A 17,738-nucleotide genomic window follows, 5' to 3' on the forward strand; every position below is an offset into this window, starting at 1 on the left:
ATCTCGCCCACCGTCATTGCGAGGAGCTCGCGACAAAATTGCAAAGCAATTTTGCGCTGAAGCGCCAGCCGTCCGCGCGTGCGGATCGATGGATTGCTTTGCGGAGCCTGTCATCGGGCGCGCGTTCGCGCGACCCGTTGGCTCGCAATGACGTGGATGTAGCGTCAATTCTATCGGAAGACGCGCGGCCTACTGCCACGGACTCCCCGGCACTGCGGCCCGCTGTCCGACACCGCGCGGCGGGCGCGGCGGCGGAGCGACCAACGGGCGCTGCTGCGGCGCGCCGAACCCGAACAGATCGCGCAGCCAAGGCTGTGTCTGCGGCTGCTGTTGCGGCTGGGCCTGGGTCTGGGCCGGACGGAACACGCGCCTTGGCGGCTTCGGTGCGGTGATGATCGAGCCGTCGGGCGCGATCGCCGTGGTCGAGGGCGGCGGATTGGCCGGTCCGCCCGCCGGCGCGGCGGGCGTGGTCGCGGCAACCGGCACATCGCCCTTGGCTTGCTCGCGGCCCATCTCGCGGCGCGGCCAGACGAAATCATCGGCGCGGCCGGCGGGTGGCGCCAGCGCCTCCCCCTTCACCAGCGTGCGCGCGGCGAGCGCATCGACGGCGGCGGGCCGCGAGCCCGGTCCGCCGAGCAATTGATCGGTGCCGACGGTGGAGGCGACCAGCGGCAGCACCGGGCCCGCCAGCGGCCGCGGCGCGGGCTTGCCGGGCTCCGCGCTGGTATCCGGCGTCGCGGGTTCGCTCGGCAGCGCGATCGGCCCGGAGCGCACCGCGAGCAGGCGCGTCACCTCGCGCTCGACATAATGCGCGAGCTTGCGCGCGCCGGCCTTGGTGAAGAACACGCCGTCATCGGTACGCAGCTTGCGGGGCTGGCCTTCGAAGTCCGGGCCCTTCTGCATGAAGCGGCCGGCCTCGTCGACAAAGCCGTCCCAGACGTCAACATAGGTGATGCCGGCCTTGCCGGCGCCATCGCGATAGAGCGCGTCGAGGAACAGCATGTCCGACGTGCCCTTCTGGCCGCGGATCGCGGGCAGGCCGACCCACAGCACCGGCACGCCCTTGCTCTTCAGCACGTTGATCAACTCCTCGATCTTCTTGCCGTAGAGCTCGACCCAGCGGTCGTCGCGGAATTCATAGAGGCCGTTCGGCGAACGCGCAGTCTTTTCCGGCGCGGCCTGCGAGTCATTGTCGGCGTCGTCGGCCGGCGGCTCGGCCTCGACCGGCTTGCCATCAGTTTTGGCGGCGGCATCGGGCTTGTCGCCCGGCTTGGCTTCGGGCTTGCCGCGCGCGTCCTTTTTCTCGTCCTTCTTGTCGACCTTCTTCTCCACGACAGATTCTCGGATCGCGGTGCGGTCGTTGAGGCCGAGCATCACGACGATGGCGTCGGGGTTCTCGGTGGCGAGAATGCCCTTCGCGGCCGCGGCCCAATCCGCCGGATCGCCCTTGGGCTGATAGCGGATCAGGCCGGAGACCGTCTTGTGCTTGCGGATCACGCCCATGTCGGGCTGGTCGGAATAGGCATCTTCCAGGCCATAGCCGAGCCAGTCGGCCATGGCGTCGCCGATGACGAGCACGTTGCGCTCGGCGGCCACCTCGCGCTTGGCCGGTGCCGGAGCGCGCGAGAAATCCTCGCGTGGCCGCTGCGGCTGCGATGATTGCGGTTGCTGCTGCTGGAACGGCGCGAAGAAATCGCCGCCGAACCAGCCGCCGCCGCCGTGCTGCGGCGGAGCGCGGCGCTGTGGTTGCGGCGGTCCGCCACCAAAGCCGGGGAAGCCGAAGAATTGCGCCGAGGCGGGCTGGGCGATGCCGATCAACAGCGCAAGCGCTACCGTCAGCGCGACCAGCGGACCGGCTTCGGTGAATATGCGCAAAAAGGACTTTGGCTCTCGCATCGCGTTCGGTCGCAAATGATCTGGAAGTACGTGAGCATACTAGCGGAATCGGGCCGCAAGCGGGCAGCTTTTCCACCATAAATCGGGTGCCTCCGGCCGCCGTCAAGGCAGGCGGCAAATATCGGATTTCACGGTTACTTTAGGGGTGGAGGGCCCAGCCGTCGCGGCGACGGAACCGTGCCTCCTCTCCCGTTTGCGGGAGGGGCAAGAGCCGTAGCCCGGATGGAGCGAAGCGCAATCCGGGACCAGACCAGTCGCACGGCGAGAACCCCGGATTTCGCTGCGCTGCATCCGGGCTACGGGGCAGCCTCCGGTTTCAGCCCTACCGCCCCCTGAGCCGCTCCAGCACCTCGGCGGTGGCAAAACCGTCGGCCGGTGCCCCGATCGACACCTGGAAGCCACGCAGCGCCTCGCGGGTCTGGCCGCCGAACTGGCCGTCGGGCGTACCCTTGTAGAAGCCGCGCTGGGCCAGCAGCTGCTGTAGTTCCAGCCGCTCGGCGCGCGACAGCACCCGCTCCTGGCGCGGCCAGGGCTGCGCGAAGGGCTGGCCGCCGCGCAGGCGGTCGGCGAAATGGCCGATGGCGAGCGCATAGGCCTCGGCCGGGTTGTACTTCATGATCACCCGGAAATTCTGCAGCATCAGGAAGCCCGGCCCCTCGGCGCCGGCCGGCGCCAGCAGATAGGCCTTGTCGGACGGCCGCAGGAATGGCTGGCCGTTCGGCCGCTTGAGGCCGAGATGCTCCCATTGCGACAGCGGCATGGCCTTGGCGCGGTCGGCCAGCGTGTAATTGAGGCCTTGCGGCAGCACGACCTCGTAGCCCCAGTTCGCGCCGGTCTGCCAGCCGTCCTTCTTCAGATTGTTGGCGGTCGAGGCGATCAGGTCGCTCGGATTGTCGACGACGTCGCGGCGGCCGTCGCCGTCGCCATCGACGGCATAGCGCTTGAACGCGGTCGGCATGAACTGGGTCGGGCCGAAGGCGCCGGCCCAGGAGCCGCGCATCTGCTCGGGCCTGAGGTCGCCGCGGTTGAGGATTTCCAGCGCCGACAGGAACTCGTCCTTGAAATAGGCCTGACGGCGGCCGATGCAGGCGAGCGTCGCGGTCGACTGCACCACGTTGCGATCGCCCATCTGGGTCGAGTAGTTCGACTCGATGCCCCAGATCGCCGCAATGATGTAGCGGTCGACGCCATAGGCCTTCTCGGTGGCATCGAACTGCGGCTTGTATTTCGCAAGGATCTCGCGGCCCTTGGCGAGCCTGGTGTCGCTGACCAGGATGTCGAGATAATCCCAGATCGCCTTGGTGAACTCCGGCTGCGAATCCATCAGATCCATGATGCGCAGATCGGGCGTCAGGCCGGCGGTGAAGCGCTCGAAATTCTCTTGGGTGATGTTGCGCCGTGCGGCATCTGGCCACATCGCTGCGACGCAGTTCGGGAAGTCCGACGCGGCCTGGCGGATCGCCGCTGCGGTCATCAGCGGATGGCCGGAGGCGCCGTCTTCACCGCTCCACGGCGGTGCCGCGCCGTCCTGTCCGGTTGCGGCCTGTGGCGGCGTCGCGTTCGGTCCGGAAAAGATGCTGTCGATCAGGTTGGTCAGGCCGTTGCCCGCCGACTGGGCTTGCGTGCTGCCGGGCAGCAGCAGGGCCAGCGCGATCAGGCTCGCGCCGAAAAGCTTGGTCCTTGATGTTCCCATCGCGCGCATTTGTCGTGTGCCTGTCAAAATCGTGCTGTTCCAGAAGGCCCCGGCACGGTTTCCAATAACTTAACAAGGGCGAGATTTTGTTGCGGCCCGCATTTGGCTGACGGGAACGGCGGAATTAAGCCGCACCACACATCCGCCTTTGTTGGCGGCTGCAAAACGGGGTACCAAAGGCATGATTCATTTCGTGCCGCCGTCCCACCCATTTCAAGGCTTCCGATAATCCCATGAAGATCCGCAAAGCCGTATTCCCCGTCGCCGGTCTCGGTACCCGCGTGCTGCCCGCCACCAAGGCGATGCCGAAGGAGATGCTGACGATCGTCGACAAGCCCCTGATCCAGTACGTGGTCGACGAGGCCCGGGAAGCCGGCATCGAGCATTTCGTGTTCGTCACCGGCCGCAACAAGGGTGTCATCGAGGATCACTTCGACCGCATGTTCGAGCTCGACACCACGCTGGCGCAGCGCGGCAAGAAGACCGAGCAGGATATCCTGGCGCAGAACCAGCCGGAGGCCGGCGCGATGAGCTTCACCCGGCAGCAGGCGCCGCTCGGGCTCGGCCACGCGGTGTGGTGCGCCCGCGATATCATCGGCAACGAGCCGTTCGCGGTGGTGCTGCCGGACGAGCTGGTGCTGAACACGCCGGGCTGCCTCAAGCAGATGATCGATGCCGCGAGCAGGCTTGGTGACAAGTCGAACCTGATCGCGGTCGAGGCGGTGCCCGACGAACTCACCCATCAATACGGCATCTGCAGCGTCGGCAAACGCACCGGCAACATCTTCGAGGTCGACCGCATGGTCGAGAAGCCGCCGCAGGGCACCGCGCCGTCCAACCTGTCGATCACCGGCCGCTACATCCTGCAGCCCGAGATCTTCAACATCTTGGCCACGCAGGAGCGCGGCGCCGGCGGCGAGATCCAGCTCACCGATGCGATGATCGGTCTTGCGAAGACGCAGAAGTTCTACGGCGTGGAGTTCGAGGGTGAGCGCCACGATTGCGGCTCCAAGCCCGGCTTCCTCCGCGCCAACATCGCCTTCGGCCTCAAGCGCCCCGAACTGCGCGACGGCCTGATCGCCGAGATGAAGAAGTATCTGGAGAAGTAGGGGCGCCGCCTCATCTCGTCATTCGCCGCGAGAATGCGGACGTATGATTCCCGGACCGCGCAACATATTCGATGTCGTCCTGGCGAAAGCCAGGACCCATTACCCCGACCATCAGTTGTTGAGCGAAGCTGGAGCCACGATCCCGTTCACAATCAAACGCGGTGGTTATGGGTCCTGGCTTTCGCCAGGACGACGGTTGTGGGGGTGGCGAGACGTGTGCGTCAAACGAGAACTACATCTTCGCCGCAGCGTCTCGGCAATCACGCCACCTTCCTTCGCCCCGCGCGCTTCGCCGGCTCCTTGGCGCCGTCCTGTTTCGGCGCACGCAGGGCGCGGGCGGCGAGGCTGACGACCTCGGAGATCTGCTGGAGCTGCGCGGCGAGCGGAGAGGTCTTGCGCCAGACCATGCCGATGGTGCGCGACGGCTGCGGATGCTTGAAGCGCGAGACCGTGACCGGCGCCGAGCGCGTCTCCACCGTCACCGCCATCTCGGGAATCAGGGTGACGCCGATACCGGCGCCGACCATCTGCACCAGCGTCGACAGCGAACTCGCGTCCAGCACCTCGCGCGGCGGCGAGGACTGCATGTTGCAGAACGACAGCGCCTGGTCGCGGAAGCAGTGGCCCTCCTCGAGCAGCAACAGCCGCATCTCGCGCAGCATCTCGGCGCTCGGCACCGGCGTCTTGGCATCCTCGCCCGGCCGCACCAGCAGGAAGTTTTCCGAGAACAGCGCGACCTCGGTCAGCGACGGTTCCGATACCGGCAGCGCCACGATCGCGGTGTCGAGCCGGCCCTCGGCGACTTCCTTGATCAGCTTCGGCGTCAGCGTCTCGCGGACATGGATGTCGAGCTCGGGATGCAGCCGCGCCAGGTTCTCGATCACCTTCGGCAGCAGATACGGCGCGACGGTCGGGATCATGCCGACCCGCAGCCGCCCGGCAAGCTTGTCGCGCGAGGCGCGCGCGAAGTCGCCGAGCTCATCGACCGAGCGCAGGATGTCGCGCACGCGGCGCAGCAGGTCCTCGCCGAAGGTCGTCAGCGTCACCTGCCGCGCATTGCGTTCGATCAGCACGCCGCCGACCGCCTGTTCCATTTCGCGGATCTGCATCGACAGCGCCGGCTGCGACACCGCGCAGGCATCCGCGGCGCGCCCGAAATGGCGGTGGTGGGCCAGAGCATCAAAATACCTGAGTTGCCGGAGTGTGACATTTATCATCAGATAATCTTATCGACGCGATCACTAAAGTCAATTTCCTCTGATGGATTGGGTTGCGTAGAATCGTTTTTGGAAGAGCTCCAGCGCATTCCAGAATCCATCACCTCGGAGAAGAAACATGGACGCAAAAACCGACGAAGGCGCGGGCAAATGCCCATTCACAGGCGGGCCTCGCGGGCACTCGAATCGTGACTGGTGGCCGGAGACGCTCGACGTTCAGGTGCTGCATCGCAACTCCAGCCTGTCCGATCCGATGGGCAAGGGCTTCGACTACGCCAAGGAATTCAAGAGCCTCGATCTCAACGCCGTGATCAAGGACCTCACGGCCCTGATGACGACGTCGCAAGAATGGTGGCCGGCCGACTTCGGCCATTACGGCGGCCTGATGATCCGCATGGCCTGGCACTCGGCGGGCACCTATCGCATCACCGACGGCCGCGGCGGCGCCGGTGCCGGTCAGCAGCGTTTCGCCCCGCTCAACAGCTGGCCTGACAACGCCAACCTCGACAAGGCGCGCCGGCTGCTGTGGCCGATCAAGCAGAAGTACGGCCGCAAGATCTCGTGGGCCGACCTGATGGTCCTCGCCGGCAACGTCGCGCTGGAATCGATGGGCTTCAAGACGTTTGGTTTTGCAGGTGGGCGCGCCGACGTGTGGGAGCCGGAAGAGCTGTACTGGGGTCCGGAAGGCACCTGGCTCGGTGACGAGCGCTATAGCGGCGAGCGCCAGCTCTCCGAGCCGCTCGGCGCGGTGCAGATGGGCCTGATCTACGTCAACCCGGAAGGTCCGAATGGCAATCCGGACCCGGTCGCCGCCGCGAAGGACATCCGCGAGACGTTCTTCCGCATGGCGATGAACGACGAGGAGACCGTCGCGCTGATTGCTGGTGGCCACACCTTCGGCAAGACCCACGGTGCGGGCGATCCATCGTTGATCGGTCCGGAGCCGGAAGGTGGCGCGATCGAGGATCAGGGTCTCGGCTGGAAGAGCAAGTTCGGCACCGGCGTCGGCGCTGACGCGATCACCGGCGGTCCCGAGGTCACCTGGACCCAGACCCCGACCAAGTGGAGCAACCACTTCTTCGAGAACCTGTTCAAGTACGAATGGGAGCTGACGAAGAGCCCGGCGGGTGCGAAGCAGTGGAAGGCAAAGGGCGCGGACGCCGTCATTCCGGACGCGTTCGATCCGTCGAAGAAGCATGTCCCGACGATGCTGACCACCGACCTGTCGCTGCGCTTCGATCCGGCCTATGAGAAGATCTCGCGCCGGTTCTATGAGCATCCGGATCAGTTCGCGGACGCCTTCGCCCGCGCCTGGTTCAAGCTCACGCACCGCGACATGGGTCCGATCCAGCGCTACCTCGGCCCGCTGGTGCCGAAGGAAACGCTGATCTGGCAGGACCCGGTGCCGGCGCTCGATCACGCCGTGATCGACGACAAGGATATCGAGGTGCTCAAGGCGAAGATCCTCGCCTCGGGTCTGTCGGTGTCCGAACTGGTGTCGACCGCCTGGGCCTCGGCCTCGACGTTCCGCGGCTCCGACAAGCGCGGCGGTGCCAATGGTGCACGCATCCGCCTTGCGCCGCAGAAGGACTGGGATGTCAACGAGCCGGCGCAGCTCAAGGGTGTTCTGAGCAAGCTCGAAGCCATCCAGAAGGAGTTCGGCAAGAAGGTCTCGCTGGCCGATTTGATCGTGCTCGGCGGCGCCGCTGCGATCGAGAAGGCGGCCAAGGACGGCGGCACCAATGTGAAGGTGCCCTTCACGCCGGGCCGCACCGATGCGACGCAGGACCAGACCGACGTCGAGTCCTTCGCTCCGCTCGAGCCGCGGGCTGACGGCTTCCGCAACTATATCGGCGGCAAGCATCAGTTCCTGCAGCCCGAGGAGGCGTTGGTCGACCGTGCGCAACTCCTGCGGCTGACCGGACCGGAACTGACGGTCCTCGTCGGCGGCCTGCGCGTGCTCGGCGCCAATGCCAAGAAGTCGAAGCACGGCGTTTTCACCGGCAAGCCGGGGACGCTCACCAACGACTTCTTCCTCAACTTGCTCGACATGGGCACGGTGTGGAGCGATGCCGGCCAGGGCGTCTATGAGGGCCGCGACCGCAAGACCAAGGCGGTGAGGTGGACCGGCACCCGCGTCGATCTGATCTTCGGCTCGCACTCGCAGCTGCGGGCGTTCGCCGAGGTCTACGGCCAGTCCGACTCCAAGGAGCAGTTCGTGAAGGACTTCGTCGCGGCCTGGACCAAGGTGATGAACGCCGACCGCTTCGACCTCGTGAAGTAAGCGGCAAGCAAACGGCAATCAGGGCAGGGCGGCGCTTCGGCGCCGCCCTGTTTCATTTGGGGACGATGCGGAAGGATTTTCGCGGTTTGCCGATCCCGTTCAATCATGCAGCTTCATGTCGCGGATCATCTCCTCGAACTCCGCCTGCGTCGGGGTCGCCAGTGAGGCCTGCGGCGCGCTGCTCGTCGCGGTGGATACGTCGCACTGCGAGGCACCGCGCCGAGGCTCGAAGATTGCGGTCAGGCTCGCCCAGCAGACGAGGAGGGCCACGATCCAGTCCAGTACATTGGATGCCGTCATTGCAGCACCAGCATCAGCATTTCCATGCCCTGATGCTGCAGCCGACTCGGGCTTCGCGCAATTCGGAAGCTACGAAACGTAACTTCGGCGTTGCCGAGCGGGTTATCCGTACCACGCGAATGCAAGACGCCGTCATTGCGAGCGAAGCGAAGCAATCCATCGTGCCGCTTGCGGAGACGTGGATTGCTTCGTCGCTATTGCTCCTCGCAATGACGGCGGATGGGATTGAGGGCCAGCCCGCACGGTTGCCGTTACAGCTGCTATCCGCTCCGCGCGCGGCGCCCCTCGATCGGATAGGCGGGGTCGTTGAAGCCCGGCGTCGAGGGATGGCCGGTGACGACGAGGCGGTCGATCAGGGCTTCGTCCTCGGCGGTGAAGCGATAGTCGAGCGCGCGGATGTAGTCGTCCCATTGCGCTTCGGTGCGCGGCCCCGCGATCACGGCGCTGACGAACGACGAGTTCAGTACCCAGGACACCGCGAACTGCCCGGCGGTGATGCCTTTGCTCTCGGCGTGGCGCTTGATTTCCTGCGCGAGCTCGAGCGATTCCGGCCGCCACTCGGTCTGCATCATGCGCTTGTCGTTGCGCCCCGCACGCGTGTCCGCGGGTGGCGCCGCGTCGGGCGCGTATTTGCCGGTAAGCACGCCGCGCGCCAGCGGGCTATAGGGCACGATGCCGAGCCCGTAATAGGCGCAGGCCGGGAAATGCTCGACCTCCGGCATCCGGTTCATCGCATTGTAATAGGGCTGGCTCGCGACCGGACGGTCGATGCCGAGCCGGTCGCAGATGTTGCAGATCTCGGCGACGCGCCAGGCGCGGTAGTTGGAGACGCCGAAATAGCGCACCTTGCCGGCGCGGATCAGGTCGCCCATCGCGCGCACCGTCTCGTCGAGCGGCGTCGCGTGGTCTTCCTTGTGCAGATAGTAGACGTCGATGTAGTCGGTGCCGAGCCGCTTCAGGCTCTCGTCGGCGGCCTGGAACACCCAGCGACGCGACAGCCCGCCGTGGTTAGGATCGTCGCCGATTGGATTGGCGAGTTTTGTCGCGAGCACCCAGTTCGACCGGCTGTTCGAGATCGCGCGTCCGACGACCTCCTCGGACTTGCCGCCATTATAGGCGTCGGCGCTGTCGATGAAGTTGATGCCGGCCTCGCGCGCCTTCGCCACGATCCGCGCCGAGGTCGCCTCGTCGGTCGGTCCGCCGAACATCATGGTGCCGAGGCAAATCGGCGAGACCTTCAGGCCGCTGCGGCCGAGCTGGCGATATTGCATCGGACTTTCCTTTCCTGCGGTCATTCCGGGGCGATGCGCAAGCATCGAGCCCGGAATCTCGAGATTCCTGGTCTGGTCCTTCGGACCATCCCGGAATGACAAAGGATCAACTCTCGTTCTTCAAAATCTTGAACACGCCGTTGGCCATCGCGATACAGCGCTTGTCGACGGTTACCTCGGCCGTGATGAAGATCAGGCTGCGGGTCGAGCGTACCACGCGCGGCCGCGTCGTCAGGATCTCGCCGATCTTGCCGGCCTCGACGAAATGGGTGTCGAGCTGCACGGTTGCAAGCGTCGGCTTGCCCGAGACGTAGCGTGCGGCCATGCCGCAGGCGCGGTCGGCGAAGGTCATGATCACGCCGCCCTGCACGAGGCCGCGGCGATTGTGGTGCTTGTCTTCGGTGATCAGCGCGAGTTCAAGCGCGCCGTCCTTCAACCGTTCCCACAACGGGCCGATCAGGGTCAGGAATCCCGTGGTTTCGGCGATCTTCCAGCCGTCGGATTTGAGTTTGTCCGCGGCCTTGGCCGTCATGAGGTGGGGTCCGTTGCTTGCTGATGATTGATCGCAGGAGGCATGTGGTAGCAGTCATTTCATCAAACGCTGTTGTGTTGTAGTCAAGGTCAATGGCCCGCACATTTGACGATGCCACCCGGCGGAATATCGCAGAGCTCTGTGCCGCATTCGCACGCCTGGCGCCGGCGGACGCCGCGCCGACGTTGAAGCGCGCGGCGGTCGCGATCGCGCTGACCGAAGGCGGCGACGGCAGCGGCACGGCCTTCCTGCTGACCCGCCGCAGCGCGCGCCTGCGCGCCCATAGCGCGCAATGGGCGCTGCCGGGCGGGCGCTGCGATGCCGGCGAGACGCAGGTCGAGGCCGCGCTGCGCGAACTGCATGAGGAGCTCGGGCTCGCACTGTCGGAGCGCGACGTGCTCGGCATGCTCGACGATTATCCGACGCGGTCCGGCTATCTGATCACGCCGGTCGTGGTCTGGGCCGGTGCGCATGCAGCGATCCTCCCGAACCCGGACGAGGTCGCCTCCGTCCATCGCATCGGCCTCGATGCGATCGAGCTGGAGGACGCGTTCAGCTTCGCCACGATCCCTGAAAGCTCGCGCCGCGTGATCCGCTTCCGCCTCGGTGGCCAGCAGATCCATGCGCCGACCGCCGCGCTGATCTATCAATTTCGCGAGGTGCTGGCCGGCCGCAACACCCGCGTCGCCGAACTGGAGCAGCCTGTGTTCGCGTGGAAGTAGCGACGATGATGCTATTTGTGACGCCGCTTGCGGGCGTTCATCTTTATTGATTTCCCCTGCGCACCAGACGAATGCGCCGCGGCCTCGGGTTCCTGAGGCGCCCGCGACACATTCTCGTAACAGGTGAAGCGTGAACGCGTATCCGGAAACGTTCCGCAGTCCGGACGCTCGGCGCGCGCCGATGCGGCGAGCGTCAACGCGCAGGCGGCGACGAGCCAGAGTGCCATTCTCATCGCAATCTCCAGGGCTTTCTCCAAGGCTTTCGTTCGGAGAACACCGCATTGTGGCGAATATTCTGCATCGATCGCGGCATCCGGCCGCTGCGATCCGGACAATTCCGGGCTGACTTCGCGGCCGTGCTTGCTACAACGAGGCCATGCGCCCGCAATTGATTCGCCTGTGCCCTGGATTTGTCGCGCTCGCGCTCGCCGCCGGCGCGCCGTCCGTTTTTGCCGGCGAGGCCGACGCGCTGCCGCCTTCCGTCGCCAATGCGATGGCGCAGGCATCGCCGCAGGCGATCATGGAGTATCGCCGCAAGCTGCAGGAATATCAGGAGGCGCGCGCCGCCTTCGAGCAGGACGCCAGCGCCTATTGGAACGCGATCGCCGAGAAGAGGCGCGGCCGCAATGCCAAGCGGCGCGACCGCGTGCAGATCTCGCTGGACGATTACGTCCTGCAGCAGCCGCCGGTCTATGAGGGTCCGAAGCGGCCGGTCAATCCGGCCCCGGAAGAGGAGGAAGGGAAGCCGCCGCGTCCGCCCAAGACGCTTCCGGTGGCCTCCGATCTGGTCAGGGCGGCGGCCGAGCAATTCCAGTTCACGCCGCAGCGGCCGGCCAGCGAGGTCGAGTTCAAGCGCGCCTATGCCCGCTACGCGCGCGCCGCGGGGCTGACGCCGGAGCAGGCGGTGCGGGTCTATTCGTTCGAGACCGGCGGCACCGGCACCTACGATGTGCAGGCGGGCATCGAGCACGGCGGCAAGCGCGCCATCTCCACCGCGATGGGCTACAACCAGCTGCTCACCACCAACACCGTCGAGCTATTGGCCGAGCAGGGCCATGAATTCGTGCGGGATCTGACCGAGCGGGTTGCGAGGACGCAGGGGCCCGCGCGCAAGGCGATGGAGCACAAGCTCGCGGTGCTGAAGAAGATGGTCGCGTTCACGCGCACCGTGCCCGACGACTGGTCGGCGCATCAACGCCTCGCCGATACGCCGCAGGGCTGGGCGTGCCATGCCATGGTGCTCGACATCGATGTCGGCCCGATGCTGCAGACCCACAAGCTGCTGACCTCGGTGATCTTCGCCCGCAACAAGGGCTACAGCCGGCCGCTGACGGCGGCCGAACTCGAGATGATGAACCTGACCGGCGACGGCACCGGGCTCGACATGGTGACCATGCCGCAGGCGATGCGCGAGCAGGTGCCGACCGCGAACTTCTTCCAGCGCTCCGGCTACGAGCGCAACCCGGTCGCCATCCGCCACAACACGGTGGCCAGGTTGCTTGCCGTCACCAATGAGCGGATGGACTTCAACAGCAACAAGCCGGGCGCGAAGGAATTGGCCGCGGCGTTCTGACGCCTGCCGAAAACCGTCAGGGCATTTTCGGTTCTGATTGAATCAGAACCGAAGCCCTGGACTCTTCTTGACGCGTTTTCTTTACGCGAACCGGCGTCCACTTCGCTCGAAAACGCTCTAATTCGAGCCGAACTTGAACTTGCCGTCGCCCTCGAGATAGGGCCCGGAGCGCATGTAGAGCTGGCCGTTCTGGCCGATGAAGAACAGCGTCCCCTTCGGCACCTTCTTGGCGCCCTTCAGCAGCGTGCCGGCGTTGTTGGTGCCCATCTTGTAGGACCAGGTCTTGCCGTCCTTGTCATAAGCGTAGCCCATGTCGGGCTTCAGCTCCCAGGGCGCAGCCTCCTGCGCGAATGCGCAAGTCGTCAGCGCGGCAAACGCCGCAGTCGCGATAAAAGTCTTGGTCAAAAAATGCGTCATGATCCACCTCCGGCCGAGAAAACGGCGTCGTCCCCACGTTTCTGAACAAATCACGAACGATATTCGTGCGTCAATACGACAATCGGCGCGACCGCTCGCGGATCGGGGACTTTGTGATTTCCCGCATCAAGCTTGGCGACTATTTTCGCGTTACCGTTTACAAACGCTTTGATTGCCGGAAACACGACCTTGGGATGATCAGGATGAACCACGTCATGAAGATCGGAATCGGTGTCGCTCTGTCGTTCATGACGCTGGCGTCAGTCGCGCAGGCGGACGAGTTCAAGCTCTCCAACAACCAGCGGATCTCCTGCAGCCGCGGCCTGTCCGCCGGCAAGCTGAACACCGCGACCTGCAAGTCCTACGCCTATCTGTTCAACGCCAAGACCTCGGAATACTTCCGCTGTCAGGTCTCGCTGGCGCTGACGCGGGACAACAAGGAGGTCATCAACGTGCAGGCCGACGGCGGCTGCACCAAGAAGCCGCGCATTTTCGAGACCGACGGCAATTACACCTTCGACGCCACCGAGACCGAGCCGCCGAACACCAACTCGTTCTTCGGTCCCGGCGGCTATGCGATCTGGGCGAACGACGTCAACACCCAGAAGATCCGCGGCTGCATCACCATCTCGTCCGGCCTCGGCTCCGACATCTCGAAATGCCTCGACATGACGTTCCAGTGACGTCGGCGCGGGCCGCGTGATGCGCAAGCTGCGCCCGGCCCCGCTGTGCCGCTCCTGGCTGTTTCTCGAAGGCGCCAACGAGGACGTGCTGCAGCACGCGGCCGCCGGCGGCGCCGACGTGCTGATCCACGAGCTCGAGGATTTTACCCCGCCGCCGCTGCGCCCGAAGGCGCGGGCCTTGGCGGCCGAGCTCTACGCCGCCTGGCGCGACCAGGGCGTGATGGTCGCGGTCCGCGTCAATCCGCTGGACCAGGACGGCATGGACGATCTCGCCGCCGTGATGCGCGGACGTCCGGATATCGTCGCGCTGCCGAAGGTCGCCGAGCCGCACCATGTCGTCAGGCTCGACGAGGCGGTGACGCGGTTCGAGCGTGACTACGGTATCGCCGAGGGATCGACGTCGCTGCTGCCGAATATCGAGTTCGCGCGCGGTCTGGTGCAGACCGGTGTGATCGCCATGGCGAGCCGGCGCGTCATCGGTTGCCTGATGGCCTCCGAAGACCTCGCCGCCGATCTTGGTGCCGAGCGCGGCAGCGACGGCCTGGAGCTGGCTTACGCGCGGCAGCGCTTCATCGTCGAATGTCGTGCCGCTGATGTCGTCGCGGTCGATTGTCCCTACACCTGGAGCGACGCTGAAGGCGTCGAACGCGACACGATCTGGGCGCGCCGGCTGGGTTACACCGCAAAGAGCCTGGTCGATCCCGCGCATGCCTCGATCGTCAACAGCGTCCTGACGCCGAGCGAGGAGGAGTTGCGCCAGGCGAGCAGGATCGCCGCGGCGTTCGAAGCGGCGCGGACAAAGGGCTTTGGGCGCGTCGAACTTGACGGCTCGCTGCTCGAGGTGCCGACCTATTCCAATGCAAAACGCCTGATCGCGCGCGGCGAAGCGCTGCGCGCGATCGATCGCGACACATGAGCCTGACCAGAGGCGATGCCTCAGGAGGCTGGCTCTTTCTCAGAGAAATGCATGCGTGAGCGGGCGAACTTCTTGACGCCCATCGGCTTGCCGAACAGGTAGCCCTGGACCTGATCGAAATCCATTTCGTGCGCGGCGAGAAAGTCCGCACGCGTCTCGACTCCCTGGGCCACGACCTGCGCGTCGTTGTCGTGGGCCAGCTCCACGACACGCCGGCACACCGTCTGCTTCAGGCGCTGATCCGCGCAGCCGGTGACGAATTGATGGTCGACCTTGAGCTGGACGAACGGAAAGTTCGGCAGTCCCAGCAAAGACGGCCAGTTCGCGCCGACATTGTCGATCGAGATGCCGATATTGTGCAGTCGAACGCGCCGGGCGACATCGATCGCCAGATCCAGATGATCGACCACGTCGGTGCTGTCGATCTCGATCAAGAGGCCCGCGAAGGCCGCATGATCCGGCATCCGGTAACAGAGCTCGCGCACGGCACGATCGTCGGCAAGGAAGGAGATCGGCAGGTTGACCGAGAGATTGACCGGCCCGGTCTGCTCGAGGAGATAGCGCCAGTCCTCGATTGCGCGCTCGATCACGAACTCGGACAGCGCATGAAAATGCGGATCGCTTTCGTCCGGGATGAAGTAGGCTGGCGGCACGACGCCCCAGGCCGGATGGCGCATCCGGATCAGCGCCTCGGCGCCGCTCGGCACCAGCGTCCGGAGATGAATTTTCTGCTGATACCACAGCTCGAGCCAGCCGGCCTTCAGCGCTTCGGGCACGTCCACCGCCGGGCTCGGCGCGGGTTCAAGCGGCATCAACGACGCAAGACTGTCGCGAAGGGTCCCGGCGCTGAACGGCGTCGACAGCGCCGGCAGCATGGCGATGCCGTACTCGTCGCCGATTTGTCGGACCGCCTTGACGATGATCGAGTCCGGCTGCCCGATGACGAGGACCTTGCCGCCATAGTTCTTTCTCACCAAAGTCTCGAGAATTTTACTGACTTCGATGCCGTCCACGGACACGCCGAGCACCAGGAGATCGGGCCGTTCCGCGTCCAGAACGGTGTCGAGTTCCAACGCCTGACTGCATTCACTGGTGATGAAGCCGAGGTCTTCCAGCGCCTCGGCGAGGAAGGTGCGAAGGTGTTTTTTGCTGTCCGCAATGCATGCGCGTGGGGTCAGCTTGCGATGTCCGAACCAGCCGGCTCGCGTGCGTTCGATGTGACTGATGTGATTCATGCCCCGCCTTGTCCGTAGTTACCCCGGCTTGACTCGTACATCCTAGAGCGGCGGCAATCATGGAAATTTCTGGATCATACATTGATTGCCCCGCTAACCTTAAAGGATTCAATTCGATTCAAATGGCGCTGGAATCGCGGCGTCTCACCGCTGTTACACCTGCAACAAATGCGTCATCTGACATTCATGAGCGCGATCGCGTCCGACTTTGCACGTCAGCAGAAACACTGTGCGCGTGTGTCATCGAGAGACGGCGTTAATGACTGTGTTGTCGCGTCGACGCAGACGCGGAATTGCGTCATTGTCGGACATCAGATCGCATCATGCAGAGTGCTCCGCGGAGCGCCGACGGCGAATCAGATCATCCGTTTTGTGATGCCAATGCAGATGTGCGTGACGTCGTCGCTGCTGTTCGCAACGTCTCCCGCATCAACGCGCGGTAGCCGATCAGCGCGGCACAAGCGATAGCTGCAAGGAACAGGAATGCAGCGCTGCAACCTGCATGGACGACAATGAATCCGGCGACAGCGGTGCTCAAGCCGACATCTGGGGCCGCAAGCCGATCTTCGCTGCTTCGTTGCGGCCGGTCCGCGCCGAGAACGCTTTGGGTCCGACAATGCCGAGTGTCACCGCGGCGATCGCCGGCGCGAATACCGAGCCGTTAGCGGCCGCCAGCGCCCGGGTCGCGGCGACCAGCTCGAAGCGGTCGCCCGGTCGCGCGGCGAGTTCCCGCGGCAGGTAAAGTGGTGTTGCTATCGGGGATTTCCGCCGCGCATGCGTCATTTGGATGGGTTGACCCGGCGGGGGTGTCCGGCCAATTTCCGGCCGGCTTAAGGGGAGAATAATACTCATGAATTCCAAGTTGATGGCTGCCGCGATCGTGGCAGCCAGCGTTTTGTCCGCGCCTGTCGCACAGGCCGAGCAGTTCATTAACGTGCTCACCGGCGGCACCTCCGGCGTCTACTATCCGCTCGGCGTCGCGATGGGGAAGATCTACGGCGACAAGATCCCCGGCGTGAAAACCCAGGTGCAGGCGACCAAGGCCTCGGTCGAGAACCTGGTGCTGCTGCAGCAGGGCCGCGGCGAGATCGCCTTCACGCTCGGCGATTCGCTCAAAGCCGCCTGGGAAGGCGACGCCGAAGCCGGCTTCAAGAACAAGCTCGACAAGCTGCGCACCATCGGCGCGATCTATCCGAACTACATCCAGATCGTCGCGACCGCCGAGAGCGGCATCAAGACACTCGCCGATCTCAAGGGCAAGAGCCTGTCGGTCGGTGCGCCGAAGTCCGGCACCGAGCTCAACTCGCGCGCGATCCTCGCGGCCGCCGGCATGAGCTACAAGGATCTCGGCAAGGTCGAGTACCTGCCGTTCGCCGAATCGGTGGATCTGATGAAGAACCGCCAGCTCAACGCCACGCTGCAGTCCGCCGGCCTCGGCGTCGCCTCGCTGAAGGACCTCTCGACCTCGAGCGAGATCACCGTGGTCGCCGTGCCGAAGGAGACCGTCGACAAGATCGGCCCGCCCTTCGTCTCCGTGATCATCCCGGCCAACACCTATACGGGCCAGGACAAGGACGTGCCGACCGCCGCGGTCGTGAACTACCTCGTGACCTCGAGCGCGGTGTCGGACGATCTCGCCTATCAGATGACCAAGCTGGTCTACGAATCGCTGCCGGAACTCGCCAACGCCCACGCCGCGGGCAAGGAGATCAAGCTCGAGGCCGCCGCGACCGGCAGCCCGGTGCCGCTGCATCCCGGCGCGATCCGGTATTACAAGGAGAAGGGCCTGATTAAGTAGGGCCGGAACGTCTGCTCCTTGCCGTCATTGCGAGGAGCGAAGCGACGAAGCAATCCATCTCTCTCCTTGTGGCGCGATGGATTGCTTCGCTT

At 65.0% G+C, this 17,738-nt stretch carries 17 protein-coding genes; 7 read left to right on the forward strand and 10 right to left on the reverse strand.

The genetic code is table 11. The features are described from left to right. Positions 1–189 precede the first annotated feature (189 nt). Complete coding sequence (locus ACZBJS_RS12345; protein WP_456783390.1) at positions 190–1,896, reverse strand: SGNH/GDSL hydrolase family protein; 1,707 nt, start codon at positions 1,894–1,896, stop codon at positions 190–192. Between the two features lie 322 nt (positions 1,897–2,218). Then, on the reverse strand, positions 2,219–3,598 hold the full coding sequence (locus ACZBJS_RS12350) for a lytic murein transglycosylase (RefSeq protein ID WP_463438737.1): 1,380 nt from the start codon (positions 3,596–3,598) through the stop codon (positions 2,219–2,221). 224 nt (positions 3,599–3,822) lie between these two features. Between ACZBJS_RS12350 and galU the strand changes: the two genes are divergently transcribed. Further along, positions 3,823–4,698, forward strand: a complete 876-nt coding sequence (gene galU / locus ACZBJS_RS12355) for a UTP--glucose-1-phosphate uridylyltransferase GalU (RefSeq protein WP_028334743.1) — start codon at positions 3,823–3,825, stop codon at positions 4,696–4,698. Between the two features lie 260 nt (positions 4,699–4,958). Here galU and ACZBJS_RS12360 read toward each other — a convergent pair whose 3' ends face one another. Then, positions 4,959–5,915, reverse strand: coding sequence for a hydrogen peroxide-inducible genes activator (locus ACZBJS_RS12360; RefSeq protein ID WP_076825224.1), 957 nt, complete (start codon positions 5,913–5,915; stop codon positions 4,959–4,961). A 118-nt stretch (positions 5,916–6,033) separates the two neighbouring features. Between ACZBJS_RS12360 and katG the strand changes: the two genes are divergently transcribed. Continuing rightward, the gene (gene katG, locus ACZBJS_RS12365) at positions 6,034–8,199 is read left to right on the forward strand and encodes a catalase/peroxidase HPI (protein ID WP_463438738.1); all 2,166 of its coding nucleotides are present in this window, start codon (positions 6,034–6,036) and stop codon (positions 8,197–8,199) included. A 99-nt stretch (positions 8,200–8,298) separates the two neighbouring features. On the opposite strand, the gene ACZBJS_RS12370 is transcribed toward katG, so the two are convergent. From ACZBJS_RS12370 to ACZBJS_RS12380, 3 genes are all read right to left on the reverse strand, one after another. Beyond that, the gene (locus ACZBJS_RS12370; RefSeq protein ID WP_283064931.1) at positions 8,299–8,499 is read right to left on the reverse strand and encodes a hypothetical protein; all 201 of its coding nucleotides are present in this window, start codon (positions 8,497–8,499) and stop codon (positions 8,299–8,301) included. A gap of 260 nt (positions 8,500–8,759) precedes the next feature. After that, on the reverse strand, positions 8,760–9,770 hold the full coding sequence (locus ACZBJS_RS12375) for an aldo/keto reductase (protein WP_229192909.1): 1,011 nt from the start codon (positions 9,768–9,770) through the stop codon (positions 8,760–8,762). A 106-nt stretch (positions 9,771–9,876) separates the two neighbouring features. After that, positions 9,877–10,302, reverse strand: coding sequence for a PaaI family thioesterase (locus ACZBJS_RS12380; protein WP_057016414.1), 426 nt, complete (start codon positions 10,300–10,302; stop codon positions 9,877–9,879). A gap of 92 nt (positions 10,303–10,394) precedes the next feature. On the opposite strand from ACZBJS_RS12380, the gene ACZBJS_RS12385 reads away from it, so the two are divergent. Beyond that, the gene (locus ACZBJS_RS12385; RefSeq protein WP_076825220.1) at positions 10,395–11,024 is read left to right on the forward strand and encodes an NUDIX hydrolase; all 630 of its coding nucleotides are present in this window, start codon (positions 10,395–10,397) and stop codon (positions 11,022–11,024) included. Between the two features lie 11 nt (positions 11,025–11,035). Here the strand turns inward: ACZBJS_RS12385 and ACZBJS_RS12390 are convergent, their stop codons facing one another. Next, positions 11,036–11,251, reverse strand: a complete 216-nt coding sequence (locus ACZBJS_RS12390; RefSeq protein WP_253588169.1) for a hypothetical protein — start codon at positions 11,249–11,251, stop codon at positions 11,036–11,038. A gap of 149 nt (positions 11,252–11,400) precedes the next feature. On the opposite strand from ACZBJS_RS12390, the gene ACZBJS_RS12395 reads away from it, so the two are divergent. Next, on the forward strand, positions 11,401–12,597 hold the full coding sequence (locus ACZBJS_RS12395; RefSeq protein ID WP_463438739.1) for a hypothetical protein: 1,197 nt from the start codon (positions 11,401–11,403) through the stop codon (positions 12,595–12,597). A gap of 117 nt (positions 12,598–12,714) precedes the next feature. On the opposite strand, the gene ACZBJS_RS12400 is transcribed toward ACZBJS_RS12395, so the two are convergent. Then, complete coding sequence (locus ACZBJS_RS12400) at positions 12,715–13,014, reverse strand: hypothetical protein (RefSeq protein ID WP_016845604.1); 300 nt, start codon at positions 13,012–13,014, stop codon at positions 12,715–12,717. 203 nt (positions 13,015–13,217) lie between these two features. On the opposite strand from ACZBJS_RS12400, the gene ACZBJS_RS12405 reads away from it, so the two are divergent. Further along, positions 13,218–13,697, forward strand: coding sequence for a hypothetical protein (locus ACZBJS_RS12405; protein ID WP_225645168.1), 480 nt, complete (start codon positions 13,218–13,220; stop codon positions 13,695–13,697). A gap of 19 nt (positions 13,698–13,716) precedes the next feature. After that, positions 13,717–14,613, forward strand: coding sequence for an HpcH/HpaI aldolase/citrate lyase family protein (locus tag ACZBJS_RS12410; protein ID WP_463438740.1), 897 nt, complete (start codon positions 13,717–13,719; stop codon positions 14,611–14,613). 20 nt (positions 14,614–14,633) lie between these two features. Here ACZBJS_RS12410 and ACZBJS_RS12415 read toward each other — a convergent pair whose 3' ends face one another. Together ACZBJS_RS12415 and ACZBJS_RS12420 are read right to left on the reverse strand one after the other, a co-directional pair. Continuing rightward, complete coding sequence (locus ACZBJS_RS12415; RefSeq protein ID WP_463438741.1) at positions 14,634–15,848, reverse strand: EAL domain-containing response regulator; 1,215 nt, start codon at positions 15,846–15,848, stop codon at positions 14,634–14,636. A 534-nt stretch (positions 15,849–16,382) separates the two neighbouring features. After that, a complete protein-coding gene (locus ACZBJS_RS12420) occupies positions 16,383–16,700 on the reverse strand; it encodes a hypothetical protein (protein ID WP_456793627.1) in 318 nt (105 codons plus the stop codon). Between ACZBJS_RS12420 and ACZBJS_RS12425 the strand changes: the two genes are divergently transcribed. Next, positions 16,699–17,646, forward strand: a complete 948-nt coding sequence (locus ACZBJS_RS12425; protein ID WP_018269641.1) for a TAXI family TRAP transporter solute-binding subunit — start codon at positions 16,699–16,701, stop codon at positions 17,644–17,646. The genes ACZBJS_RS12420 and ACZBJS_RS12425 overlap by 2 nt on opposite strands. Positions 17,647–17,738: the final 92 nt, after the last annotated feature.

It is taken from the genome of Bradyrhizobium sp. KZN70725 (assembly GCF_055264925.1).